The 24,939-nt window shown below is 31.7% G+C and carries 21 protein-coding genes; 14 read left to right on the forward strand and 7 right to left on the reverse strand.

What is annotated here, in order from left to right; genetic code table 11:
• Positions 1–10: 10 nt before the first annotated feature.
• The 5 genes from ACFDSN_RS01450 to ACFDSN_RS01470 all read right to left on the reverse strand — a co-directional run bounded on the left by ACFDSN_RS01450 (position 11) and on the right by ACFDSN_RS01470 (position 7,519).
• Positions 11–757, reverse strand: coding sequence for a succinate dehydrogenase/fumarate reductase iron-sulfur subunit (locus ACFDSN_RS01450; protein ID WP_375238101.1), 747 nt, complete (start codon positions 755–757; stop codon positions 11–13).
• A gap of 14 nt (positions 758–771) precedes the next feature.
• A complete protein-coding gene (locus tag ACFDSN_RS01455; protein ID WP_375238043.1) occupies positions 772–2,784 on the reverse strand; it encodes a fumarate reductase/succinate dehydrogenase flavoprotein subunit in 2,013 nt (670 codons plus the stop codon).
• Between the two features lie 3 nt (positions 2,785–2,787).
• On the reverse strand, positions 2,788–3,474 hold the full coding sequence (locus ACFDSN_RS01460) for a succinate dehydrogenase cytochrome b subunit (RefSeq protein ID WP_375238044.1): 687 nt from the start codon (positions 3,472–3,474) through the stop codon (positions 2,788–2,790).
• Positions 3,475–3,609: 135 nt separating this feature from the next.
• Positions 3,610–4,467 carry a hypothetical protein gene (locus ACFDSN_RS01465; protein ID WP_375238045.1) on the reverse strand — a complete coding sequence of 286 codons (858 nt, stop codon included), beginning with the start codon at positions 4,465–4,467 and terminating at the stop codon, positions 3,610–3,612.
• A gap of 241 nt (positions 4,468–4,708) precedes the next feature.
• Positions 4,709–7,519: a glycosyl hydrolase gene (locus tag ACFDSN_RS01470; RefSeq protein ID WP_375238046.1), complete on the reverse strand. Its 2,811-nt coding sequence runs from the start codon at positions 7,517–7,519 to the stop codon at positions 4,709–4,711.
• Between the two features lie 170 nt (positions 7,520–7,689).
• Between ACFDSN_RS01470 and ACFDSN_RS01475 the strand changes: the two genes are divergently transcribed.
• The 3 genes from ACFDSN_RS01475 (at position 7,690) to ACFDSN_RS01485 (ending at position 10,947) form a co-directional block, all read left to right on the forward strand.
• Positions 7,690–8,967: a DEAD/DEAH box helicase gene (locus ACFDSN_RS01475; protein WP_375238047.1), complete on the forward strand. Its 1,278-nt coding sequence runs from the start codon at positions 7,690–7,692 to the stop codon at positions 8,965–8,967.
• Positions 8,968–9,032: 65 nt separating this feature from the next.
• On the forward strand, positions 9,033–10,322 hold the full coding sequence (locus tag ACFDSN_RS01480; RefSeq protein ID WP_375238048.1) for an aminopeptidase P family protein: 1,290 nt from the start codon (positions 9,033–9,035) through the stop codon (positions 10,320–10,322).
• A gap of 82 nt (positions 10,323–10,404) precedes the next feature.
• The gene (locus ACFDSN_RS01485; RefSeq protein WP_375238049.1) at positions 10,405–10,947 is read left to right on the forward strand and encodes a DUF1697 domain-containing protein; all 543 of its coding nucleotides are present in this window, start codon (positions 10,405–10,407) and stop codon (positions 10,945–10,947) included.
• Here ACFDSN_RS01485 and brnQ read toward each other — a convergent pair.
• Positions 10,939–12,210 carry a branched-chain amino acid transport system II carrier protein gene (gene brnQ / locus ACFDSN_RS01490; protein WP_375238050.1) on the reverse strand — a complete coding sequence of 424 codons (1,272 nt, stop codon included), beginning with the start codon at positions 12,208–12,210 and terminating at the stop codon, positions 10,939–10,941. The genes ACFDSN_RS01485 and brnQ overlap by 9 nt on opposite strands.
• Positions 12,211–12,245: 35 nt before the next feature.
• Here brnQ and ACFDSN_RS01495 point away from each other — a divergent pair, with 35 nt between their 5' ends.
• Complete coding sequence (locus tag ACFDSN_RS01495; protein ID WP_375238051.1) at positions 12,246–13,022, forward strand: alpha/beta fold hydrolase; 777 nt, start codon at positions 12,246–12,248, stop codon at positions 13,020–13,022.
• Here ACFDSN_RS01495 and thiL read toward each other — a convergent pair.
• Complete coding sequence (gene thiL, locus ACFDSN_RS01500) at positions 13,019–14,071, reverse strand: thiamine-phosphate kinase (RefSeq protein WP_375238052.1); 1,053 nt, start codon at positions 14,069–14,071, stop codon at positions 13,019–13,021. The two genes, ACFDSN_RS01495 and thiL, sit on opposite strands and share 4 nt — an antisense overlap.
• Positions 14,072–14,226: 155 nt before the next feature.
• On the opposite strand from thiL, the gene ACFDSN_RS01505 reads away from it, so the two are divergent.
• The 10 genes from ACFDSN_RS01505 to sufD all read left to right on the forward strand — a co-directional run bounded on the left by ACFDSN_RS01505 (position 14,227) and on the right by sufD (position 24,939).
• Entirely contained in the window at positions 14,227–15,750 is a 1,524-nt protein-coding gene (locus tag ACFDSN_RS01505) for a choice-of-anchor B family protein (protein WP_375238053.1), read from the forward strand.
• Between the two features lie 9 nt (positions 15,751–15,759).
• Positions 15,760–17,118, forward strand: a complete 1,359-nt coding sequence (locus tag ACFDSN_RS01510; protein WP_375238054.1) for a choice-of-anchor B family protein — start codon at positions 15,760–15,762, stop codon at positions 17,116–17,118.
• A 2-nt stretch (positions 17,119–17,120) separates the two neighbouring features.
• Entirely contained in the window at positions 17,121–18,449 is a 1,329-nt protein-coding gene (locus ACFDSN_RS01515) for a hypothetical protein (RefSeq protein WP_375238055.1), read from the forward strand.
• 3 nt (positions 18,450–18,452) lie between these two features.
• Positions 18,453–19,214 (forward strand): MbnP family protein, encoded by a 762-nt coding sequence (locus ACFDSN_RS01520; protein ID WP_375238056.1) that lies wholly within the window; start codon positions 18,453–18,455, stop codon positions 19,212–19,214.
• 4 nt (positions 19,215–19,218) lie between these two features.
• The gene (locus ACFDSN_RS01525; RefSeq protein ID WP_375238057.1) at positions 19,219–20,283 is read left to right on the forward strand and encodes a cytochrome-c peroxidase; all 1,065 of its coding nucleotides are present in this window, start codon (positions 19,219–19,221) and stop codon (positions 20,281–20,283) included.
• A 105-nt stretch (positions 20,284–20,388) separates the two neighbouring features.
• Positions 20,389–20,718, forward strand: coding sequence for a HesB/IscA family protein (locus ACFDSN_RS01530; RefSeq protein ID WP_375238058.1), 330 nt, complete (start codon positions 20,389–20,391; stop codon positions 20,716–20,718).
• Positions 20,719–20,792: 74 nt separating this feature from the next.
• Positions 20,793–22,241 carry a Fe-S cluster assembly protein SufB gene (gene sufB / locus ACFDSN_RS01535; RefSeq protein ID WP_375238059.1) on the forward strand — a complete coding sequence of 483 codons (1,449 nt, stop codon included), beginning with the start codon at positions 20,793–20,795 and terminating at the stop codon, positions 22,239–22,241.
• A gap of 24 nt (positions 22,242–22,265) precedes the next feature.
• Positions 22,266–22,670 (forward strand): hypothetical protein, encoded by a 405-nt coding sequence (locus ACFDSN_RS01540; RefSeq protein ID WP_375238060.1) that lies wholly within the window; start codon positions 22,266–22,268, stop codon positions 22,668–22,670.
• A gap of 33 nt (positions 22,671–22,703) precedes the next feature.
• A complete protein-coding gene (sufC, locus tag ACFDSN_RS01545) occupies positions 22,704–23,456 on the forward strand; it encodes a Fe-S cluster assembly ATPase SufC (protein ID WP_375238061.1) in 753 nt (250 codons plus the stop codon).
• Positions 23,457–23,625: 169 nt separating this feature from the next.
• Positions 23,626–24,939 carry a Fe-S cluster assembly protein SufD gene (gene sufD, locus ACFDSN_RS01550; RefSeq protein ID WP_375238062.1) on the forward strand — a complete coding sequence of 438 codons (1,314 nt, stop codon included), beginning with the start codon at positions 23,626–23,628 and terminating at the stop codon, positions 24,937–24,939.

A 24,939-nucleotide genomic window follows, 5' to 3' on the forward strand; every position in this document is an offset into this window, starting at 1 on the left:
AAAATGCTTTTTATCCTTTTAAAGATGCTGATAAGTATTCGCGATTCATACGAGCAATATTTTCTAAAGAAATTCCTTTAGGGCATTCAACTTCGCAAGCACCTGTGTTAGTACAATTTCCAAATCCTTCATCATCCATTTGCTTCACCATATTTAAAACACGATCTGTTGCCTCTACTTTACCTTGAGGTAATAAAGCAAATTGAGATACTTTTGCTCCAACAAATAACATAGCTGATGAGTTTTTACAACTTGCAACACAAGCACCACAACCAATACAAGTTGCTGCACTAAATGCATCGTCTGCATCTTGTTTATTTACTGGAATTGCATTAGCATCTATAGTGTTTCCAGAAGTATTTACAGAAATAAATCCTCCTGCATGTTGTATACGATCAAAAGAAGACCTATCAACTATTAAATCTTTTACAACAGGAAATGCAGTTGCTCTAAACGGCTCTATAGTAATAGTATCACCATCTTTAAACATACGCATATGTAATTGACATGTAGTTACGCCTCTATCTGGTCCATGAGCTTCTCCATTAATATATAAAGAACACATCCCGCAAATTCCTTCACGACAATCGTGGTCGAAAGCTACTGGCTGGTCTCCTGAGTTAATTAATTGCTCGTTTAAAACGTCTAACATTTCAAGGAAAGACATATCTGGAGAAATATCGCTGACTTTATAATCAACCATACTTCCTTTATCACTTGCGTTTTTTTGACGCCAAATCTTAAGTGTTAAATTCATATTCATAGATTTCCTTATTTATAAGATCTTTGTTTTAATTCTATATCATTGAACTCTAATTCTTCTTTATGCAAAATAGCATCACTAGGTTCTCCTTTGTATTCCCATGCAGAAACATAAGCAAAATCTTTATCGTTACGTAAAGCTTCTCCTTTTTGTTCTCCATCTAATTCTACAGAGTCTTCTCTAAAATGTCCTCCACAAGATTCTTCTCTATTAAGTGCATCTTTAGCGAAAAGCTCTCCTAATTCTAAGAAATCTGCAACACGACCAGCTTTAGCTAATTCTTCGTTGTATTCTTCGTTAGTTCCAGGAACACTTACCTCTTTCCAGAATTGATCTCTTAAAGCTTTGATTTCAGAAATTGCTTCTGTTAATCCTTGAACATTACGAGACATTCCTACTTTGTTCCACATTATTTTCCCTAATCTCTTATGAAAATAGTCTACAGAATGTTGTCCATCATTTTTAATGAAAAATTCTATTGTTTTTCTAACTTCAGCCTCAGCTTCATCGAACTCTTTTGTATCTGTTGGAATTGTTCCTGTTCTAATATCATCAGATAAATAATCTCCAATAGTATAAGGTAACACAAAATATCCATCAGCTAAACCTTGCATTAAAGCAGAAGCTCCAAGTCTGTTTGCTCCATGATCAGAGAAGTTTGCTTCTCCAATACAATATAATCCAGGAACCGTAGTCATTAAGTTATAATCTACCCAAACTCCACCCATAGTATAGTGAACTGCTGGATAAATCATCATTGGTGTATTATAAGGATCTTCATCTACAATCTTATAATACATTTGAAATAGATTTCCGTATTTATTTTTTATAACTTCTTGACCTAATTTTTTAACTAAATCAGCCTCTTCTGTGTTTAACCCTTTAATAGTTGCTTGTTCTTTTCCGTAACGTATAATTGCAGAAGCAAAATCTAAATAAACAGCTTCACCTGTTGCATTTACACCAAAACCTGCATCACAACGTTCTTTAGCAGCACGAGATGCAACATCTCTTGGAACTAAATTACCAAATGCTGGATAACGTCTTTCTAAGTAATAATCTCTATCTTCTTCAGCAAGATCTTTTGGTCTTAAAGTTTTATTACGAATAGCCTCAACATCTTCCATCTTTTTAGGAACCCAAATACGTCCATCGTTACGTAATGACTCAGACATTAACGTTAGTTTAGACTGATGATCTCCTGAGACTGGAATACATGTTGGGTGAATTTGCGTATAACACGGATTTGCAAAATATGCGCCACGCTTATGTGCTTTCCAACCAGCAGTAACATTAGATCCCATTGCATTTGTAGATAAAAAGAATACATTACCATATCCACCTGTACCTAATACAACTGCGTGAGCTGAATGTCTTTCAATTTCACCATTTATTAAATTACGAGTAATAATTCCACGAGCTTTACCATCAACCTTTACAACGTCTAACATTTCGTGACGGTTGTACATTTTGATTTTTCCACGACCAATCTGACGATTCATTGCAGAATAAGCTCCTAATAATAATTGCTGTCCAGTTTGTCCTGCAGCGTAAAATGTTCTTGAAACAAGAACTCCACCAAAAGAACGATTATCTAACAATCCACCATATTCACGTGCAAAAGGCACTCCTTGTGCAACACATTGGTCAATTATATTCGCAGAAACCTCAGCTAAACGATATACGTTAGCTTCACGAGAACGATAATCTCCACCTTTTACAGTATCATAAAATAATCTGTACGTAGAATCTCCATCTCCTTGGTAATTTTTTGCTGCGTTAATTCCTCCTTGAGCCGCAATAGAATGCGCACGTCTTGGAGAATCTTGAAAGCAAAATGCTTTTACATTATACCCTAACTCTGCAAGCGTTGCTGCTGCAGATCCACCTGCTAAACCGGTTCCAACTACAATAACATCTATGTTACGTTTATTTGCCGGGTTAACAAGATCTATTTTATTTTTATAATTCGTCCATTTGTCTGCAATTGGACCTTTTGGTATTTTAGAATCTAAAGCCATAATTTATGATAATACGTGTTTAAGATGATGGTAAACTGCAATAAATACAAACCCTAAAGGGATTATAATTGCATAAGCTTTACCAAAACTTTTTAATCCTTTAGTATATTTATTATTAGCACCAACTGATTGAAATGCTGAATTAAAACCATGTAATAAATGTAATGCTAAAAAAACAAAAGCAATTACATATAAAATAGTTCTAACATGACTGTGAAATTTATGTTGAAGCTCTTCAAAATAACGAAAATCTTGTGTTCCTTCGATTAAACCAGTCATATCACCATCAATAAATTTAGTGTTAATCTCTGGCAACCAAAAATCGTAAAAATGAAGTCCCATAAAAGCTAAAATAGCTAATCCACTCCAAATCATATTACGACTCATCCATGAAGAATTAGCTCCTCCATTATTTTTTGCATAACTAATTTGGCGTGCTTTAGTGTTTTTAATTTCTAACACAAACCCCATTACAAAATGAAAAATAACACCAAATATTAAAACTGGCTGTAATAAATACTGAATAACCCAAAACGTTCCCATAAAGTGAGAAACTTCGTTAAAAGTGTCTGGACTAAATACAGAAAGTAAGTTGATTGAGAAGTGTTGTAGTAAGAAAACCATTAGAAAGAGTGCTGAAAGTGCCATAGCAAACTTTCTTCCAATTGAAGAATTTAAAATTCCGCTCATTATTATTTATAGTTAATTGATTGTTACACAAATATAAGGCGCAAAGCCTACTATAACAAATATTAACAATTAATTATAAGCTTATTTAGAATGGGTAAAGCTAGGAGCTAGTTTTGTTTAACTTTTAAAGATTATTTATTCTTTATAAGGTATTAAACCTCTTAATCCCATATCAACAACTTGTTCTCCAGCATTTGGCTCATACTTACCATCAGTATTAACTTCTGTCCACTCAAAACTATTATTTGTAGAGAATGATAATACCACAGTAACATCTTCTGTTTCTGTACCAGTTATGGTTAATCCATTTTCAAACTCGCCTGTAACCACACAAGAACCTTGAGGTACTGGAGAAGAATTAAATAATGGATTAGGTACTGTAGTTGCACCTTCTGGTGCTTGACCTTGACTTGTAAATCCTTGTGTTTCAAAAGCCCAAAAACCTTGTAATTTATTATCGTTTATATCAAAACTACTATTGTTTAAATTGAATGAAGTGATGTAACTGTTATATCCAACAAAACTTGCCAAAGTACCTAAATATTCAATTCCATTAGACAAAACATTAATATTTCCTTCTTGATAAGCTAAAGAAACACGAGTCCATTCATAAGTTCCTGCTGAAACAGTATTTAACGGAATAGAAAGAAAAATCTCATTGTTTCCCGCATAAGTTGCCTCTTGAAAATCGATTGCCAAATTGCCTCCAGAAGTAGTTTCCAAACCTTTATAAATAATTTCCCCTTCGCCTAAAGCTGTTGTTCCTGTTGGTGCAAATTCTATATAATTAGCACTCATTTTTTTCATAGTTGGAGATTGCGCGGCATTTCCTGAAACGACTACTTCTGGTTCACCTAAATTATTTAGTCGCTGCTGTGTTTTGTCAAATTTCAACTTAATAATTAAATTTGGTTGATTTGTTTCTGCCACTGAAGTATCGTCTTTAGCACAAGCTGACAACGCTATTATTGTAATTAAAATTAATTTCTTCATAATGTTTTATGTTTTTAAATTTTATTGAAACCAGCTAGTTCTACTAACCTCATATCCTCTATCCATACAATTATCGTTTTCGTTATTTCCTATATCAAAAACATAGAAAGTCCAATAAATTCTGAGGATTCTTTTTTAAAAACTCCAAAAAGACACTTTTTAGTATGCAGATCGTTTAATTTTAAATTAAAATTTTTTATTAAATCGTTCTGTTTTGAATAGTATCATTTTAATTTTTTAATCAATCAATCTCAAACTTCTTCTGTAAAACTCCAAAGTCAAAATAATAAACACCTTTTGGTAAATAACTTTCCCCATTTTTAGCAGGCTCAATATCTACACTTGTATTTTCTTTAAGTAAGGTTTTAATTCCTTTTTGGGTTAATGCTAAATTATAGGTTGAAGAATTAAATCCTTTATCAGCTTTGATAACAAAACGATTCAGTTCTTTTTTGTTTTCGGAAAGGACTTTAACTTCAATATCTTGTGCTCTGTTAGAGAATAATTGAAGCTCTAAACTTGGCTCAGAAGCTTTTAACCATTTACTCCAAGAATTTCCCCAAGATTTTGAATGGCTAATAGTTTCTATATCAAAAACAGTAATGTTTTCTGTTAATAATGCTTCTGAATAATTTTGAAGCGCTTTAATATTTGTTTTATAAATACTTCGTCCATGAGTTCCTAATAGTAAATCTCCAGAAGCTTTTTGCAATACCAAATCGTGCACTGCAACTGCTGGTAAATTCTTAGAAAAAGCGTACCATTTTTCACCTTTATTAAAAGAAACATAAGCAGCATTATCAGTTCCTAAATACAAGATGTTTTCTTTTTCTAAATCTTCTTTTATCACATTTACTGGGGACTTTGCTATTCCTGAATCTATAACTTTCCAATTTGCTCCATAATCTTCAGAGACGTAAATATAACTTTTAAAATTATCATTTCTATAGCCGTTTAAAGTAACGTAAACACGTTCTTTTTTATGCTGTGAAGCAACAATTCTAGAAACCCATAAATCTTTTGGTAGATTATTAGAAATAACCGTCCAAGTTGCGCCTGTATTTTTTGTAACTTGAATTAATCCATCATCTGATCCTGTATAAATTAATCCAAATTGAAAAGGGGACTCGCTAATAGTGGTTAAAGTTCCATAAGCTACATTTCCTTTTTTTCCACCTTTAGTTAGGTCTTCTGAAATAGCTTCCCAATCTTCTCCTTGATTTAAAGAACGCATTAATTTATTTCCGCCTAAATATAAAATATCTTGATTATGTGAAGACAATAATATTGGTGTCTGCCAGTTAAATCTATAAGGTTTTTCTCCTAATTTATGTTTTGGCTGTATGTATTTTTGCTTGTCTGTTTCTCGATTAATCCTATAATAATTCCCAAACTGATATCCAGTGTAAACTATATTAGAATTTCTAGTATCAATTTGAATTTGCATTCCATCTCCGCCCATAATACTCTTAAATGGGTTTTCTCCACTTTGCTGCCAACGCTTATTAATTTTTGATCTGCTAGACCCAACCCAAACACCATTATCTTGTAAACCACCATATATATTGTACGGCTTTTCGTTATCTACATTTACCGTGTAAAATTGTCCAACTGGATTAACGTTTAGTTTTTCCCAAGTTTTTCCATCATCATAACTCATATTTAATCCGCCATCGTTTCCATTGATTAAATGTCCTGTTTTTTTAGGATTTACCCAAAGTGCCTGATGATCTGCGTGTACGTTTTCTCTACTAATAGATTCAAAATTTTTACCTGCATCTCTAGATTTTAAAATGGGAACACCTAAAATGTAAATGTTATTCTCGTTTTGAAGATCAACTCTGATTTCACCAAAATAATAGCCATAGCTATAGACCAAATCGTCTAAATAATCTTGATGTGTTTTTATCCAGTTTTTTCCACCGTTAATAGTTTTATAAACCTCTGCTCCAACTACAGGTGTATCAAAAAGCATAGAATTAGCATCTTCTAAATAATTCGCCAAATCTATAGGTTTTACGTTTCCACTTCTAACCATTTGCTTTACGTTTTGAGCACGATATTTTTCCTGAAAATCATTCGTTTTTAAAAATCCATTCAGTTTTTTATCTGTTAGAGCTAAAAACTCAGTTTCGCTCATGGTTTTAAAATCTTCTTTAACTAAACCTCGCTTTTCAGTCTCCTTATCCTCTAAAGGTCTTCTTGCTTGACTATCGTGATACGCATAAACTGTATTTGCATTAAAAACAGCTAAACCAATACGTCCAACCGTATTTCCTGTTGCAAATCCACTTTGTACTGTGGAAACCTTAAGCCAAGTTTCTCCTGCATTTTCACTTTTATATATGGCTGAATTGTTTCCGTTACCATTAAAATTCCACGCTTTTCTATCTTTAGTCCAAGAAGCCGCATACATAACATTAAAATCTTCTGGGGCAAATTGAACATCTATAATTCCGCTTAAATCATCTATAAACAAGTTTTTATTCCAAGTTTTCCCACCATCTAATGTTTTATAAATTCCTCTATCTTGATTTGGTGTATATAAACTTCCTAAAACGCCAATAACAACTTCGTCTTTATTCTTTGGGTTTATTAAAATTCTACCAATATGTTGAGAGCTTGGTAAACCTATATGTTCCCAATTTTTACCATTATCTCTAGATTTTAAAACTCCAATTCCTGCATAAGACGAGCGAGAACTATTATTTTCTCCAGTACCAACATAAATAGTTTTACTTTTCCAATGCACAGCAATATCACCTACGTTTTGTGTTGGGTAATTATCCAAAATAGGGTCAAAACTACTTCCGTTATTTTTAGTATGCCAAACGCCTCCAGAAGCATAAGCCACATAAAACTCTGTTGGGTTATTTGGGTTAACATCTACATCTACAACGCGACCACTCATTACTGTTGGCCCTACATTTTTAAATGTAATGTTTTTAACTAAAGACTGATTTTGTAGTTCTTTTAATTTTAAAGCGTCTCGCTGAGCATCAGCAGTAAGAACCAAAGTAAAAAAAGCAAGAATGGAAACGAATATTTTCATAGAAAAGCGAATATTTTGAAATTAACAACATAAAATTTACCTTAAAAATACAGAAGAATAGACGTTTAAACCCTATAAATTGGTTAAAAACTAACAGTTTGGCTTAAATAAACGTACTTTTGCTGCTTATATACACCCGAAAAGTGACTACTGGGTTTGAAATACAATTTATGACATTTGAAGAATTAGGCTTATCTGAACACATTTTGAAAGCCGTTAAAGCAAAAGGTTACACAAAACCTTCACCAATACAAGAAAAAGCAATTCCACATATATTAGACGGCAAAGATGTTTTAGCATCGGCACAAACAGGAACTGGAAAAACAGCTGGTTTTACTTTACCAATTTTAGAAAATTTAGCCGCAACTAAAAAAGAAGGTAGACGACCAATTAGATCTTTAATTTTAACACCAACAAGAGAATTAGCTGCTCAAGTTTATGAAAACGTTAGAGAATACAGTGAGCATTTAGATATTAAATGCGCTGTGATTTTTGGAGGTGTAAAAGCAAAAGCACAAATTACAACTTTACGTAGAGGTGTTGATGTTTTAGTAGCTACTCCAGGACGTTTATTAGATTTAGAAAGCCAAGGTGCTTTATCTTTACGACGCGTAAAAATATTTGTTTTAGATGAAGCAGATAGAATGCTTGACATGGGTTTTTTAAGAGATATTAAAAAAGTAATTTCTTTAATGCCTAGCGAAAGACAAAATTTATTGTTTTCGGCAACATTTTCTAAAGATATAAAGGCTTTAGCACATACATTTTTAAACAATCCTGTTTCGGTGGAAGCCACTCCAGAAAACACTGCTACAGAAACAATTACTCAAAAAGTTTACAGTGTTGATAAAGGCAAAAAAACAGAAGTTTTAATTAATTTAATTAAAGACGGAAATTGGAGTCAAGTTTTAATATTTACGCGCACAAAACATGGCGCAAATAAACTAACTCAAAAATTAGAAAAGGCAAAAATAACTGCCGCAGCTATTCATGGAAACAAAAGCCAAGGCGCAAGAACAAGAGCTTTAGCAAATTTTAAAGATAATAGCATTAGGGTTTTAGTAGCTACAGATATTGCTGCTCGAGGATTAGACATTCCTCTTTTACCGCACGTTATTAATTACGAATTACCTAATGTACCAGAAGATTATGTACATAGAATTGGTAGAACTGGTCGTGCTGGAGCAAAAGGAGAAGCTATTTCTTTAGTTTGTAGCGAAGAAATGGATTACAAAAAAGCTATTGAAAAAGTTCTTAACCAAAGATTAGAAACTGCTGTTATTTCTGGTTATGAACCAACAGATACTGCGCCACCAAAAAAAGCTGCATCTCAAAAAAACAAGAAGAAATATTCGGATAATAACGGAAATAGATCTGCTAAACCAAAACGACAAAGACCTAGTAATAAGGATCAAGGAGGACGCAATTCTGGAAACAGAAGACGCTAACATTGATTAAAATTATTATAGAATTATTATCTTTGAATTACACTATTTAAAACAGAAAACAGACTATGAAATACGACAGAATAGATTCTAAGTTATTTATTAAAAACAGAAAAAACTTTGCTGCAAAAATGCAACCTAAAGGAGTTGCTTTTTTTAACTCTAACGATATTTATCCTGTAAGTGCAGATAGTACTTTACCATTTGCACAACATAGAGACATCTTTTATTTAAGTGGTGTAGATCAAGAAGAAAGTATTTTAGTGCTATTTCCGGATTGCCCAAACCCTAAAAACCGTGAAGTTCTCTTTTTAAAAGAAACTAACGAGCATATTGCAATTTGGGAAGGCGAAAAATTAACCAAAGAAGCGGCTTTTACAACTAGTGGAATAAAAACGGTTTACTGGTTATCTGATTTAGAAAAAGTGTTATTTGAAATGATGACACAAGCCGAAACCATTTATATAAACACCAACGAACATTACCGTGCAAATGTAGAAACGCAAACTCGCGAGGATCGTTTTACCAAATGGATAAAAGATAAATATCCTGCACATAGTGTTGCTAAGTCTAATCCAATTTTACAACGTTTACGTTCTGTAAAAGACCAAATAGAATTAGATTTAATGCAAACTGCTTGCGATATTACAAACAAAGGATTTAGACGTGTTTTAGGCTTTACAAAACCTGGTGTTTTTGAATACAACTTAGAAGCTGAATTTATGCATGAATTTTTAAATAATCGTTCGGACGGGTTTGCATATACGCCAATTATTGCTTCTGGAAACAACGCTAATGTATTACATTATATAGAAAATAATCAAGAATGTAAATCTGGTGATTTAATTCTTATAGATGCTGGTGCTAGCTATGCTAATTATAGTAGTGATATGACTAGAACAATTCCTGTTTCTGGACGTTTTACCGATAGACAAAAAGCAGTTTATAATGCAGTAAATAAAGTAAAAAAGGAAGCAACAAAATTATTAGTTCCAGGAACAATTTGGGCAGATTACCATATAGAAGTTGGTAAAATAATGACAAGCGAATTATTGGGTTTAGGATTATTAGACAAAGCAGATATACAAAACGAAAATCCAGATTGGCCAGCATATAAAAAATACTTTATGCATGGCACAAGTCACCATATTGGGCTAGATACTCATGACTATGGAATTTTAACTGAACCAATGCAAGAAAATATGGTTTTTACTGTTGAACCTGGTATTTATATTCCAGATGAAAAACTAGGAATACGTTTAGAAGATGATGTTGTTATACAGGCAAATGGAGAACCTTTTAACTTAATGAGAGACATTCCAATTGAAATTGAAGAAATTGAAGATTTAATGAACTAATTAAATCTAGAATATCATATTTAAAAACCACTACATTGTTAGTGGTTTTTTTGTATTTTTAAAGTAGAAAATAAAGAAGTCTATGCAAACTAAAATAGCAATTCTAAGAGGCATAAATGTAGGTGGGCACAGAAAGGTTTTAATGGAAGACTTAAGACAAGTTCTTAAAAAGTTGGATTTAGAAAATGTATCTACTTATATACAAAGTGGTAATATTATTTTTAGGTCGGACAAAAGCAATTCTGTTTTAGAAAATAACATTGAAAACGCTATTAAAACTAACTTTGATTATAATGTTCCTGTTATTGTTAGAAGCAAAACTGAATTAACTTCAGTTATAGAAAACAATCCTTTTGATAGAGATGATGTTGATATAAAAAAGCTTCATTTTACATTTTTAAAATCAACACCTAACGAAGAAAAGGTTAACGAGTTAGATGTTAATATGCATTTACCAGATCGGTTTTATATTTTAAACAAAGCCATTTATTTATATCTAAATAAAAAATCTCACGAAAGTAAATTATCTACTAATTTCTTTGAGAAAAAACTACAAGTTGGCGCAACAACCAGAAACTGGAAAACGACACTTAAACTATTAGAATTATGTGAGAATTTAAATTAATTTCTTTTTAAGGTTAGCCAATACAAAAACAAGTATTGAAGGTAAAACCCAAGCTAAATTTTCTTTAATTAAAGGAATTTTTTCAATTAGACTAATTATCACATTAGAGCTATTAAAATCTAAGGGAAATGCATCTGGAATACTAAAAAGCATTGCTGTAACAACAACTGCTTTAAAAACAATTCTTGAAGTATACTTATCTGGCAATACGTTTAAAATTATTAGTACAATAGTTACTGGATAAATAATCATTAATATTGGAATGGCTATTTCTATAATAAAATGGACATCAAATTTCCCAATTAAAACACCAAAAACACAGCCTAATACTGCAACTATTTTGTAAACTAAGTCAGAATCATTAAAAAAGCCTTTAAAATAATCAGCAACACCAGTTATAATTCCTACAGCTGTCGTAAAACAAGCTAGTGCAACTAAAACACTTAAAAAAGTAGTCCCCATTTGTCCCAAAGTAGATGTACTTAATTGTGTTAAAATCTCAATTCTGGTTGCGTATTTTGGTATTAAAGAATTAAAAACAGCTCCTAAAGCAATTAGGCCTGCATATATTATTAACAATCCAGAGCCAGCTATTAATCCAGACTTTGTTATTATTTCCTTTTTAGATTCAAAAGAAGAAAAGCCTTTTAATCTTAATGAGATAACAATAACACCACCAACTACTGCTCCGCCAATAGCATCGAAAGTTTGATAACCTTCTAGAATACCAGAAACAAAAGGTGTTTTAAAAGTAGAAGGATTTATAAATTCTGGAGATGTAAAAAGACCAACACAAATTATAGTTAATAGAATCACAACAATTATTGGGGTTAAGAACTTACCCATTAAACTTAAAATTCGAGACCTGTTCAATACAAAAACCAATACCAAAATAAAATAAATAGAACTGGTTAATAAAGCACTAGTTTCAAAATAAGGTTGAATAGACATTTCATGCGTTACACTTGCAGTTCTTGGTGCAGGAAGCAATACACAGATAACATAAATTATAAAACAATAAATAGATGCAAATAGTGGAGATACTTTTTTAGCAAAATCAAATAACGATCCTTGAAGTTTTGCATGGGCCAAAATAGCTAATATTGGAATTACAACAGCTGTAGTTATAAAACCTAGAGTAACCAGCCACCAATTTTCGCTAGCCTGGACACCTAAAAATGGAGGTAAAATAAGATTTCCAGCACCAAAAAACATCGAAAATAAAGCAAAGCCAGTAATTAGTATTTCTTTAGTTTTATTCATTTTAGGAATTTATCTTTACCGAATATAGAACAAAAATGATTTTAGAACACAAAAGCGCCAAAATATTTTATTCCGTAACTGGTACTGGAGAACCTGTTGTTTTACTTCATGGGTTTCTAGAAAGCTCAACAATGTGGGATAATCTAATAGAAGATTTATCTGAAAAAAATCAAGTTATAACTATAGACTTATTAGGACACGGACAAACTGATTGCTTAGGTTATGTGCATACAATGACAGATTTTGCAAATGCGGTAAATACAGTTCTAAATCACTTAAAAATATCAACTTTTAAAATTATTGGACATTCACTTGGTGGCTATATTGCTTTAGCTTTAGCGGAATTAAATCCAAACGCTATTAAAAGTTTGTGTTTAATGAATTCTACAACAGAAGCAGACTCAAAAGATCGAATTGACTTAAGAAATAGAGCTATAAAGACAGCTAAAAAACAATATACTGGTTTAGTATCTATGTCTATTAGTAATTTATTTTTCGAAGAAAACAGAAAAACATTCGCTAATAAGATTGAAGCTCTTAAAATTGAAGCTTTAAAAACACCTGTTCAAGGTTATATTGCTGCGCAAGAAGGAATGAAAATTAGACCAAATCAAACCGAATTTTTTAAAACCGCAAAATTCAACAAATATATTATAGCTGGAAAAAAAGATCCAGTTCTAGATTTTGAAACGATTAAAAACATTTCCTTAAGGTGTAATGCTACTTTTATAGGTTTAAAAGGCGGACATATGAGTCAAATAGAAGATTTAGCAGATTTAAAGCCAGCCTTACTTCAATTTGTAAATAATTAATTGTCGCCTTGAAAGTTTTTCCAGCCTTGTGCTTGCAACTCCACTTTGGTTTCTCCACGAGTTACTAAATGTTTTCCTCGTTCAGGCTCTGTCATATAACCAATAACTGTAAAATTAGGATTTCCTTTTATTTTTGGAAAATCTTCTTGAGAAATAGTCATTAGCAATTCGTAGTCTTCTCCACCATTTAAAGCAATGGTTGTACTATCCATATTAAATTCTTCAGCTGTAGAAATTACTTGTGGATCTAACGGGATTTTATCCTCATAAAGATCACAACCAACATTACTATGCTTACATAAATGTAAAATTTCAGAAGATAAACCATCACTAACATCAATCATACTTGTTGGTTTCACGTCTAAATCTGATAATAGTTTTATAACATCTTGTCTAGCTTCTGGTTTTAATTGACGTTCAATAATATAAGTATAAGCATCTAAGTCTGGCTGACTTTGCGGATTCACTTTAAACACTTCTTTTTCACGCTCTAATACTTGTAACCCTAAATATGCCGCACCAACATCTCCGGTAACAATAAGTAAATCGTTTGGTTTTGCACCGGTTCTGTAGACAACATCATCTTTTTCAACTTCGCCTAAAGCTGTAATTGAAATTGTTAATCCAGATAAAGAAGATGTTGTGTCTCCTCCAACAACATCTATGTTATATAATTTTGCCGCGGTTTCAATTCCCGCATATAATTCTTCTAAAGCTTCTAGTGGAAAACGGTTAGAAACTGCTATTGACACAGTAATTTGAGTTGCGCTTGCATTCATTGCAAAAACATCAGACAAATTAACCACAACAGATTTATAGCCTAAATGTTTTAATGGCATATAACTTAAGTCAAAATGTACACCTTCAACCAAAAAATCTGTAGTTATAACAACTTGTTTTTTTCCAAAATCAAGTACTGAAGCATCGTCTCCAATACTTTTAATCGTTGATTTATGTTTAATTTCAAAATTTTTTGTTAAATGCTCAATTAGGCCAAATTCACCTAAAGTATTTAAATCTGTACGTTGTTGGTTTTTATCCTCTATCATTCTGCAAAATTAAGTAATCTTTAGCAATAGACAAGTTTTGTTTAACTGAACTTTTTTATCGACAAAATAATTAAGTCGAATGTTTTAACAGTTTATATTTATCAATATCGTAATAATTATATATTTTAGTTGCCAGCTCAACAAAATCTAACCAAATGCAAGGCAAAAAACTACTTATCTTATTACTAGTATTACCAATTTTTTCTATTTCACAAGTACAAGAATGCACTAACAATTTAGCTGGTGGAATTTATCCATGTAATGACTATGATTTAATGTCTAATATTCCTATTTCTGTATTAGCAAATACAAATGGAAATCCAGAAGGTAGTGATATTTGGGGTTGGACAGATCCGTTAAACGGAAACGAATATGCAATAATTGCTCTTACAAATAGTACTGCTTTTGTAAACATAACAAACCCTATAAACCCAATATTTATAGGTCGTTTAGATTCTAATGCAGGTAATAATTATTGGAGAGATGTAAAAGTCTATAATAATTTTGCATTTATAGTAGCTGATAATGTGGGTTCTCATGGAATGCAAATTTTTGATCTAAAAAGATTAAGAACAGAAACACCTTTAAATCAAACTTTTTTAGCAGACTCAATTTATACAGGCGTAGGTAGTTGCCATAATATTGTTATTAACGAAAATGAAGCTGTAGCATACCTTGTTGGCTGCAGTTCTACTAATGGTGGAGGACCAATTTTTATAGATCTATCGGATTTTTCTCCAAATTCCTTAGCTCCTAATCCCACTGCTACGCTAATTAGTGATTATACTGCAGGCGGATATTCTCATGATGCACAAGTGGTAACTTATACTGGTCCAGATACAGATTACTATGATCCTGCAAATGGAATTACAGATAGGCAAATCTATATTGGTAGTAATGGGAATACAGATAAAGTTGTTATTTTAGATGTTACCGATAAAAACAACATAATACCAATTAATGAGTTTACATACACTCAAACTAGATATGCACATCAAGGTTGGTTTACTGATGATCAAAAATATTTTATTATGGGAGATGAAGTAGATGAACAATCGATAGGATTTAATACTAAAACAATAATATTTGATTTCACAGATTTAGACATAGACTTTGACGATGCAGCAAACTCTGATTTAACCAGATTTTATTTTGGCCCAGAAAGAGCAATTGACCATAATGGTTATGTAAAAGGCAATGAGTTTTTTTTAGCAAACTATAGGGCTGGTATGCGAGTTTTAGATATTTCAAACATTGATAACCAATCACTTAATCCAATGACAGAAGTTGGTTATTTTGATACTTATCCTGCTAGTAATTCCGCTAATTTTAATGGCGCCTGGAGTGTTTATCCATACTTTGATAGTGGAAACATTATAATTAGTGATATTGAACGTGGTTTATTTATAGTAAGAAAAAGTAATACTCTTAACACAACAGATTTTAATATAGAAAATAGAATTAGCTTAAGTCCAAATCCAGCAAAATCACATTTTACAATTAAATCTAATAATTCAACTATAAAAAGTGTTTTTATATATAATATATTAGGTCAATTAGTCTTTAAAAACAAACTATTAAATACTAAAACCTATAAGATTAGTACATTAAATATTCCAAAAGGTGTATATTTAGTGAAAATTAACAATCAGACTACTAAAAAATTGATTGTAGAATAAATTAAAAAAATGAAAAAGACACTTCTAATTTTATTGACTTTTCTAAGTTGCTCAAGTATTTTAATTTCATGTAAAAATGACGACACCTCTGTAACAGTTAATACAAGTATTGATTCGGATGGAGATGGAATTTCAGATAACTTAGATAATTGTCCTAATACATCTAACCCTAATCAAACAGACAATGACAATGATGGAATTGGAGACGATTGTGACAATGGTCTATCAGCATTATCGCCTTGTGTTGGGAATATGGCTGGAATATACCCATGTAACGGGTTGGATTTAATGGGCTATATAGATGCAAATACATTAACTGGGGGAACTGGTCTTGAAGGTAGTGATGTTTGGGGTTGGACAGATCCTGTAACAAACCGAGAATATGGATTGGTGGGTATGGAAAACAGAACAGCTTTTGTTGATATCACAAACCCAACTAGTCCAATATTCTTAGGAAGTCTAAATAGTTCTGCTGGTTCAAGTCCTTGGAGAGATGTCAAAACCTATAATAATTTCGCATTTATTGTGGCTGATAATGTTGGTAGTCATGGAGTTCAAGTTTTTGATTTAACAAGATTAAGAAATGTAGATAATCCACCAGAGACGTTTTCAGAGGATGCAATTTACACTGGAGTTGGTAGCTGCCACAACATTGTAATTAACGAAAATGAAGGTGTTGCTTATCTTGTTGGTTGTGTTTCTACAAATGGAGGAGGACCAATTTTTATTGACATATCATCACCAACAAATCCAACACTTTTAGGAGATTATACTGCAGGAGGATATTCTCATGATGCACAAGTCGTTACATATAATGGACCAGATCAAGATTATCAAGGAAAACAAATCTATGTTGGAAGTAATGGTAACACCGATAAAGTAATTATTTTAGATGTAACTGATAAAAATAATGTAATTCCTATTAGTGATTTTACATACACACAAACTAGATATGCACATCAAGGTTGGTTTACGGAAGATCAAAAATATTTTATTTTAGGAGATGAACTCGATGAACAAGGATTGGGATTTAATACAAAAACACTAGTTTTTGATTTTACAGACTTAGACAACCCTGTACTATCTTCTAATCATTTTGGAGCGACTTTAGCAATCGACCATAATGGATATGTAAAAGACAATGAGTATTATTTAGCTAATTATAGAGCCGGTATGCGTGTTTTTAATATTGATAATATTGGAGCAGCCTCTAATGCTTTATCAGAAACACATTATTTTGATACATATCCACCAAATGACAATGCCAATTTTAATGGAACATGGAGTGTTTACCCTTATTTTAGCAGTGGAAATATTATAATTAGCGATATCGAAAAAGGACTGTTTATAGTTAGAAAGAGTAATTAACCATGAAAGCACCTCATATTATTTTAATTGTTATTTGTTTAATACAATTAAGTTGTAAAAATAATGACGATCAGATTTTAAACAATTCGGTAATTGGAGATTTAGAATTTGCTCAAAATTATGGAGGGCAAAAAAATGAAAGCGGTCAGTCTGTTGTAGCAACTTTAGATGGTGGCTATGCTATTTTAGGATATACACAATCTACTAATGGTGATATTACCGATAAAGATGAAGACAGTTTTGATTATTGGTTGTTAAAATTTAATGCTTCAAATGAGTTATTATGGTCTAAAACATATGGAGGAACTTTAGACGATAGGGGAAATGATATAGTAGCCACTCAAGATGGTGGCTTTGCAATTACGGGTTATGGTTCCAGTAATGACAATGATATCAGTATAAATAACGGTAATCAAGATTTTTGGATTTCAAAACTAGACTCAGATGGAAATATAATTTGGGAAAAGTCATTTGGTTATAGTGGCTCAGATAGAGCATATTCTATTATTCAAACACAAGATCAAGGATTTTTAATTTCTGGCGTTTTAGATGTTACAGCATCTGCTGGTGAAGGAAATAGTAAGAATTATTTTATAGAGCATGCTGGTGGTGATTATTGGGCTATAAAATTAGACAGTAACGGAAATCAAGAATGGACAAAATACTTTGGAGGCAATTTGTCAGATGATCCTTATGGAATAACACAAACTGTAGACGGTAATTTTATTTTAGTTGGTTCTTCAGATAGCGAAGATGTAGACATTACTAATAACAAAGGTTCTTATGATTACTGGATTGTATCTATATCAAATTCTGGTGTTCTACTTTGGGAAAAAAACTTTGGAGGCACAGAAATAGACGAAGCTCGAGGAATAACAAATACTTCTGATGGGAATTTTTTAATTATTGGAAATACAAGAAGTAATGATGTAGACGTTTCTAATAATATTGGTGGATCCGATATCTGGCTGCTTAAAATATCTCCTTTTGGTGAATTACTTTGGGAAAAAACTTTAGGAGGAACAGGTTTTGATATTGGTAATAGTATTAGCAAAAGTATAAATGGCTACATTATATCTGGAGCATCTAGAAGCCTAGATGGAAATATAACCGGTAACAATGGTCAAAATGATGCCTTTATAACAGAAATTAATGAGAATGGAGATCTCTTATGGACAAAATCTGTCGGTGGATCTAACGAAGATTTAATATATGATAGTGTTCAAATTAATGATGGAACAATAGTTTCCGTTGGAGAAACAACTAGTAACGATTTTGATTTAAATAACAACAAAGGATTTACAGATTTATTAGTCCTAAAAATTAAGTAAAAAATGAAAAAAGTATTAGCCCTATTTTTAATCATTACATTATTTTGGAGTTGTGGAGAAGATTTAGATGATAATATTTCTACACAAGCAAATGTAAACTTTAGTCTAACTCATTCTTTTGGAGACACTGAGGTAACTTTAGACAATTTTACAGATTTAGATTTAACCAATGCGAATGGTGAAATTTTAAATATAGAAAGAATAAGGTACTTAATTTCTAGAATAGAATTAGTAAAGCCTGATGGAGTTTCATATAGGTTAAAAGATTATAACTTCACAGATTTATCAGATAACTCATCTTATAGTTTTAATGGAGACATATCAATCCCTTCTGGAGTCTATACTTTAAGATTAGTCTGGGGATTTAATGAAGAAGACAATATAGATGCTGCATATACAGATTTAAATACAGCTTCTTGGAATTGGCCTTCAATGCTTGGCGGCGGTTATCACTTTCTTCAATTTGACGGAAAATATAATGTAAACACAGCATCGCCTTCACCTTTTAATTATCATAATGGAACAGCTAAAAAACTAGATGGTACTTTAGAACAAAACTTTGCAACTATAGAATTACCTACAGCTATTTTTGTGGAGAACACGACATCTATAGAGTTAAAATTTGATATTTCAGAATTGTTCAAAAACCCTAATGTTTGGGATTTAAATGTACTAGATACACCATTAATGCCAAATTATGATGCTCAAAAAATGATGCAAGCTAACGTTCAATCTGTGTTTAGTATTGGAGAGATAAGTAATTAAAAAAATGAAAATCTATAGATTTATTCTTATTTTGTTTTTGGTTTCTTGTGGAGATAAAGAAACTGAAGTAGATGTTTATGAGCCTATACCTTATTCATTAGAAATACCCGAATTATTTCAACAAAAATTAATTTCACCTTTAATTCCTGCAAACAATAAACTAACCATTGAAGGTATTGCTCTTGGGGAAAAATTGTTTTTTGACAAAATATTATCTTTAGATAACTCGGTCTCTTGTGCAACTTGCCATAATCCACAAGACGCATTTTCAGATAACAATATTGTTAGCACTGGTATTAATGGATTAACTGGTACAAGACATTCAATGCCTATATTTAACTTAGCATGGAACTTTGATGAAAAATTCTTTTGGGATGGACATACATTTAGTTTGGAGCAACAAGCTCTAGAGCCAGTTATTCAAGCAAATGAGCTAGGAAACTCTAATTGGGAAATCGTTGAGGAACGCCTTCAAAATAATCCAGAATATCCAGAATTGTTTCAAAAAGCTTTTAAAACTTCGGTTATAACAAAAACATTAATCACACAGGCTATTGCTCAATTTGAACGTACTTTAATATCTGGGAATTCTAAATTTGATAGATATAGTTTAGGGTTAGAAACATTAACACTTGAAGAATTAGATGGATTAGATGTTTTTATGAACGAAGAAAGAGGAGATTGTTTTCATTGTCATGGAAACCCTAACAATCCACTTTGGACAGATAATAAATTCCACAACAACGGCTTAGATGCAACATTTACAGATTTAGGGTTAGGAGGATTTACCGGAGACCCAAATGATAATGGAAAATTTAAGTCGCCTTCTTTACGAAATTTAGAATACACCGCACCTTATATGCATGATGGTAGATTTGCAACATTAGAAGAAGTTATAAATCATTATAGCGAAGGCATACAAAATTCCCCTACAATTGATGCTTTAATTAAAAAAGCAGATCAAGGTGGTGTACAATTACCAACTCAAGATAAAGCCAATTTAAAAGCCTTCTTATTAACACTTTCAGATCCAGATTTTGTAAACAATCCTCAGTTTCAAAACCAATAGAAAACTCTTATTACACTATACGCTAATTTAATGTTAGGTTCTTTAATAAAAAGGGACTTATATTGTATATTTGCACTTTATTTAGATTAATTCTAATTGAAAATTATGATAAAAGTTTCAGACATTGCTAAGAAAAAAGTAGTTGATCTTATGAATGATGATGGTTTTGATGCTTCTGTACATTTTGTACGTGTTGGTGTTAAAAGTGGTGGTTGTTCTGGATTATCTTACGACTTAAATTTTGATCAAAATCAGACAGAAGACGACAAAGTCTTTGAAGATAATGGTGTGAAAATAATAGTAGACAAAAAGAGTTTTTTATATCTAATTGGAACCACTTTGGAATATTCTGGAGGATTAAATGGAACTGGTTTTGTTTTTAACAACCCAAATGCTAACAGAACTTGTGGTTGTGGAGAATCATTTTCACTTTAAAAATTAAAAGACATATTGAAAAATTTTAATCGATTAGTTTAAAATCAATTTTCAACTTTACAACATAAAACTTGATGAGTAAATATACTGAAGATGACTTAAGAGAAGAATTAAAAACCAAAGAATACGAATATGGTTTTTATACAGATATTGAATCTGAAACTTTTCCTATAGGTTTAAATGAAGATATTGTACGTGCCATTTCTAAAAAAAAGGATGAGCCACAATGGATGACCGATTGGCGCTTAGAAGCTTTTAAGGTTTGGAAAGGTATGACTGAACCTGAATGGGCAAATGTTAAATATAAGAAGCCTGATTTTCAGGAAATAGCATATTATTCTGCACCAAAAGCTATAGACCCAAACAAAACATTAGACGACGTAGATCCAGATTTACTGGCTATGTACAAAAAACTTGGAATCTCTGTAGACGAGCAGAAAAAAATGAATAATATTGCAATGGATATTGTAGTAGATTCTGTTTCTGTAGCAACTACATTTAAAAAGACTTTGGGAGAAAAAGGTATTATATTTATGCCAATTTCTGAAGCAATCCAAGAACATCCAGAACTTGTAAAAAAATACTTAGGAACCGTTGTCCCGACTAAAGACAATTTTTATTCAGCATTAAATAGTGCTGTGTTTTCAGATGGTTCGTTTTGTTATATTCCAAAAGGGGTAAAATGCCCAATGGAATTATCTACATATTTCCGTATTAACCAAGCAGGAACAGGTCAATTTGAAAGAACTTTAGTTATAGCAGACGAAGGAAGTTATGTAAGTTACCTAGAAGGCTGCACTGCTCCAAGTAGAGATGAAAACCAATTACATGCAGCAGTTGTAGAACTTATTGCTTTAGATGATGCAGAAATTAAATACTCTACAGTGCAAAACTGGTATCCTGGAAATGCTGAAGGTTTAGGTGGTGTTTACAATTTTGTAACTAAGCGTGGGCTATGCGAGAAAAACGCGAAAATATCTTGGACACAAGTAGAAACAGGTTCTGCAGTAACATGGAAATATCCTAGCTGTATTTTAAAAGGTGATAATTCTACTGGAGAGTTTTATTCAATTGCAGTAACAAATAATCATCAACAAGCTGATACAGGTACAAAAATGATTCATTTGGGGAAAAACACCAAATCAACCATTATATCTAAAGGGATTTCAGCTGGAAAATCTCAAAATTCATATCGTGGACTTGTACAAATTAGTTCTCGTGCAGAAAACGCAAGAAACTTCTCACAATGTGATAGTTTGTTAATGGGTAACGATTGTGGTGCTCATACATTTCCATACATAGAAGCAAAAAATAAAACTGCAATAATAGAACACGAAGCAACTACAAGTAAAATTGGTGAAGACCAAATATTTTACTGTAACCAACGTGGAATAGATACAGAAAAAGCTATTGCTTTGATTGTAAACGGATTTAGTAAAGAAGTTTTAAACAAATTGCCTATGGAATTTGCTGTAGAAGCACAAAAACTATTAGAGATTAGTTTAGAAGGATCAGTTGGATAAAAATAATAATTAAAATTTAATGAAATGAGAAATATATTATACTTATTAGTTTTTGCATTAAGCTTTTCGGCTTGTAAAAAAGAATCAAAACAAGAAGAAGAAACTATAGAAATCATTGAAAAAACAATTGCTAATGATGGACTAACCTTAATTGAAGGTGATTTTATCTATTACGAAAAAGCAGCTGTATTACAGACAAAAACAGGTTTCTTTGGTGTTGTTTTAAATGAAAAAACCAAAGAACTTGCAGAAAAAGCTAAATCATTTCAAAAAGAAAATACAGATATGGTTAAAGTTAGAGTTAGAGGTCTAATTGAGCCTAAAGCTGCTAATACTGAAGGTTGGGATTACATAGTCACAATTAAAGAGATTGTTAGTGTTGAGTCATTAACCCCAGAAGAAAACGAAATTATTAAAGTTAGTAAATAAGGTGATACGCCTTTTTAAAATAAACACATTATAATGTTAAAAATTAAAAATCTACACGCTAATATAGATGGGAAATCTATTTTAAAAGGTATTAATTTAGAGATAAAATCAGGAGAGGTTCACGCTATTATGGGGCCAAATGGTGCCGGAAAAAGCACTCTAGCTTCAATAATTGCAGGAAAGGAAGATTATGAAGTTTCTGAAGGTAATATTACTTTAGATAACGAAGATATTGAAGAATTAGCAGCAGAAGAACGAGCTCATAAAGGTGTGTTTTTATCTTTTCAATATCCAGTAGAAATACCTGGTGTTTCTGTAACTAACTTTATAAAAACAGCTATTAACGAAACGCGCAAAGCTAAAGGTTTAGAAAATATGCCGGCTAACGTTATGCTAAAGCTAATTAAAGAAAAAGCAGAGTTATTAGAAATTGACCGTAAATTCTTATCACGTTCTTTAAACGAAGGATTTTCTGGTGGAGAGAAAAAACGTAACGAGATTTTTCAAATGGCAATGTTAGAGCCAAAACTAGCTATTCTTGATGAGACAGATTCTGGCTTAGATATTGATGCTTTACGTATTGTGTCTAATGGAGTTAACAAACTAAAAAGTAAAGACAATGCTGTTGTTGTAATTACACACTACCAACGTTTATTGGACTATATCGTACCAGATTTTGTACATGTTTTAATGGATGGTAAAATTGTAAAATCTGGAGATGCGTCTTTAGCTTTAGAATTAGAGAAAAAAGGTTACGACTGGATTAAAGAAGAAGTTAACGCGTAGTTAGTTTACAGTAATTGGTTTATTGTAAGCAGTGCTTATTCGGATATAGTAGAATTAGCATTAACAAATTCGATTGAATTACGATAATAAAAAGTTTTCAACAAACAGAAAACAGATTACAGTAATGTAAACTGGAGACTGATTACTGAAAACTGAAGACTTAAAAAAAATGGATTTAAAAGATAAATTAGTTACCTCATTTTTAGCATTCGAAAATCAAGTCGATGTAGATTCTAATATTCACGATATTAGAACTGAAGCTATAAAAACATTTGAAAGTAAAGGTTTTCCAACTAAAAAAGACGAAAACTGGAAATATACGTCTTTAAAAAGTGTGTTAAAACACGATTATAGTGTGTTCCCAAAACACGAAAATGCTATTGAATATAGTGATGTAAAAAAGTATTTCTTACATGATATAGATACATACAAAGTAGTTTTTATTGATGGAAAATACTCATCTCACTTATCTCAAACAACCCATGATGGTATAGATGTTTGTTTAATGTCTTCGGCTTTAAACAAACCTAAATACAAAATAATAGTAGATAATTATTTTAATAAAATTGCACCAAAAGATAGCGTAACAGCTTTAAATACTGCATTTTCTAAAGAAGGTGCATACATTCATATTCCAAAAAATAAAGTGGTTGAAAAACCAATTCAAATTATTCATTTTTCTACAGGTAACGAAGCTGCAACAATGTTACAGCCAAGAAATCTTATTGTTGTTGACGAAAATGCACACGTACAAATTATAGAAAGACACCAGAGTTTAACAAACAATCCTGTTTTAACTAATTCTGTTACAGAAATTTTTGCTAATAAGCGGGCAATTATAGATTATTATAAGGTACAAAACGATAACCAAGAAGCATCACTTATAGATAGTACTTACGTGAATCAAAAGCGAGAAAGTTTAGCTTCTGTACATACATTCACTTTTGGAGGAAAACTAACTCGTAATAACCTTAATTTCTATCAAAATGGAGAACATTTAGATTCTACTATGAAAGGAATTACTATTATTGGCGATAAACAACACGTAGATCATAACACTTTAGTACATCATATAGAGCCAAATTGTGAAAGTCACCAAGATTACAAAGGAATTTATAACGATAGTTCTACTGGTGTTTTTAATGGTAAGGTTTTGGTTGAAAAAGACGCACAAAAAACAAACGCTTTCCAGGCAAACAATAATATACTTACAAGCGACAAAGCAACTATTAACACAAAACCTCAACTAGAGATTTTTGCAGATGATGTAAAATGTTCTCATGGTTGTACTATTGGACAGTTAGACGATAGTGCTTTGTTTTATATGAAACAACGTGGAATCCCAGAAAAAGAAGCTAAAGCTTTACTTATGTATGCGTTTAGTAATAATGTATTAAGCTCAGTTAAAATACCTGAATTAAAACAACGTATTACAAAATTAATTGCTACAAAATTAGGCGTAGATATTGGTTTTGACTTGTAG

It is taken from the genome of Aurantibacter sp., from assembly GCF_042094015.1.
Taxonomy (GTDB): Bacteria; Bacteroidota; Bacteroidia; order Flavobacteriales; family Flavobacteriaceae; genus Aurantibacter.

Coding starts and splice junctions, on each gene's coding strand:
- ACFDSN_RS01505 (WP_375238053.1), top strand. CDS start 14,227: ATGCAAGGCAAAAAACTACTTATCTTATTACTAGTATTACCAATTTTT.
- ACFDSN_RS01520 (WP_375238056.1), top strand. CDS start 18,453: ATGAAAAAAGTATTAGCCCTATTTTTAATCATTACATTATTTTGGAGT.
- ACFDSN_RS01530 (WP_375238058.1), top strand. CDS start 20,389: ATGATAAAAGTTTCAGACATTGCTAAGAAAAAAGTAGTTGATCTTATG.
- sufC (WP_375238061.1), top strand. CDS start 22,704: ATGTTAAAAATTAAAAATCTACACGCTAATATAGATGGGAAATCTATT.
- brnQ (WP_375238050.1), bottom strand. CDS start 12,210: ATGAATAAAACTAAAGAAATACTAATTACTGGCTTTGCTTTATTTTCG.
- ACFDSN_RS01510 (WP_375238054.1), top strand. CDS start 15,760: ATGAAAAAGACACTTCTAATTTTATTGACTTTTCTAAGTTGCTCAAGT.
- ACFDSN_RS01495 (WP_375238051.1), top strand. CDS start 12,246: ATGATTTTAGAACACAAAAGCGCCAAAATATTTTATTCCGTAACTGGT.
- ACFDSN_RS01515 (WP_375238055.1), top strand. CDS start 17,121: ATGAAAGCACCTCATATTATTTTAATTGTTATTTGTTTAATACAATTA.
- thiL (WP_375238052.1), bottom strand. CDS start 14,071: ATGATAGAGGATAAAAACCAACAACGTACAGATTTAAATACTTTAGGT.
- ACFDSN_RS01465 (WP_375238045.1), bottom strand. CDS start 4,467: ATGAAGAAATTAATTTTAATTACAATAATAGCGTTGTCAGCTTGTGCT.
- sufD (WP_375238062.1), top strand. CDS start 23,626: ATGGATTTAAAAGATAAATTAGTTACCTCATTTTTAGCATTCGAAAAT.
- ACFDSN_RS01540 (WP_375238060.1), top strand. CDS start 22,266: ATGAGAAATATATTATACTTATTAGTTTTTGCATTAAGCTTTTCGGCT.
- ACFDSN_RS01460 (WP_375238044.1), bottom strand. CDS start 3,474: ATGAGCGGAATTTTAAATTCTTCAATTGGAAGAAAGTTTGCTATGGCA.
- ACFDSN_RS01485 (WP_375238049.1), top strand. CDS start 10,405: ATGCAAACTAAAATAGCAATTCTAAGAGGCATAAATGTAGGTGGGCAC.
- ACFDSN_RS01470 (WP_375238046.1), bottom strand. CDS start 7,519: ATGAAAATATTCGTTTCCATTCTTGCTTTTTTTACTTTGGTTCTTACT.
- ACFDSN_RS01455 (WP_375238043.1), bottom strand. CDS start 2,784: ATGGCTTTAGATTCTAAAATACCAAAAGGTCCAATTGCAGACAAATGG.
- ACFDSN_RS01475 (WP_375238047.1), top strand. CDS start 7,690: ATGACATTTGAAGAATTAGGCTTATCTGAACACATTTTGAAAGCCGTT.
- ACFDSN_RS01450 (WP_375238101.1), bottom strand. CDS start 757: ATGAATTTAACACTTAAGATTTGGCGTCAAAAAAACGCAAGTGATAAA.
- sufB (WP_375238059.1), top strand. CDS start 20,793: ATGAGTAAATATACTGAAGATGACTTAAGAGAAGAATTAAAAACCAAA.
- ACFDSN_RS01480 (WP_375238048.1), top strand. CDS start 9,033: ATGAAATACGACAGAATAGATTCTAAGTTATTTATTAAAAACAGAAAA.
- ACFDSN_RS01525 (WP_375238057.1), top strand. CDS start 19,219: ATGAAAATCTATAGATTTATTCTTATTTTGTTTTTGGTTTCTTGTGGA.